Origin of the sequence: Vibrio sp. JPW-9-11-11 (genome assembly GCF_013369335.1) — a bacterium.
GTDB lineage: Bacteria > Pseudomonadota > Gammaproteobacteria > Enterobacterales > Vibrionaceae > Vibrio.
Genome location: NZ_SZQJ01000033.1, coordinates 1 through 663 on the forward strand (window position 1 = coordinate 1; position 663 = coordinate 663).

Here is a 663-nt window from a genome sequence, read left to right on the forward strand (position 1 = left end):
CTTGTACACACCGCCCGTCACACCATGGGAGTGGGCTGCAAAAGAAGTGGGTAGTTTAACCTTCGGGAGGACGCTCACCACTTTGTGGTTCATGACTGGGGTGAAGTCGTAACAAGGTAGCCCTAGGGGAACCTGGGGCTGGATCACCTCCTTATACGATGATTACTCATGATGAGTGTCCACACAGATTGATGGTTTATGTAGTTTAAGAGATAGAAGATATCCCAATATCTTCGACTTAGTGTCCCGTTCGTCTAGAGGCCTAGGACACCGCCCTTTCACGGCGGTAACAGGGGTTCGACTCCCCTACGGGATACCATTGGGTCGTTAGCTCAGTTGGTAGAGCAGTTGACTTTTAATCAATTGGTCGCAGGTTCGAATCCTGCACGACCCACCATTCTCTCCACGAGAATGGAAACAATGTGGGCGGGAGAGCGCCTGCCTTGCACGCAGGAGGTCAGCAGTTCGATCCTGCTTAGCTCCACCATTCTTGATTACCATTCTCTTTAGCTCAGTTGGTAGTCTTTCTGCCTTACAAGCAGGGGGTCACTGGTTCGAGCCCGGTATCGCCCACCATAATCTTTAGAAAATGTACTTCCTCGTGAAGAAACATGCTCTTTAACAATTTGGAAAGCTGACGAATAACAACAATCCCCATCTCTT

The 663-nt window shown here is 49.5% G+C and carries 2 tRNA genes and 1 rRNA gene; all 3 read left to right on the top strand.

The features are described from left to right. Window positions 1-154, top strand: a 16S ribosomal RNA gene (locus tag FCU94_RS15860); the annotation flags it as partial. 89 nt (window positions 155-243) lie between these two features. Continuing rightward, window positions 244-319: transfer RNA gene (locus FCU94_RS15865), tRNA-Glu, on the top strand. 2 nt (window positions 320-321) lie between these two features. Further along, a tRNA-Lys gene (locus FCU94_RS15870) sits at window positions 322-397 on the top strand. The last annotated feature ends 266 nt before the right edge of the window (window positions 398-663 follow it).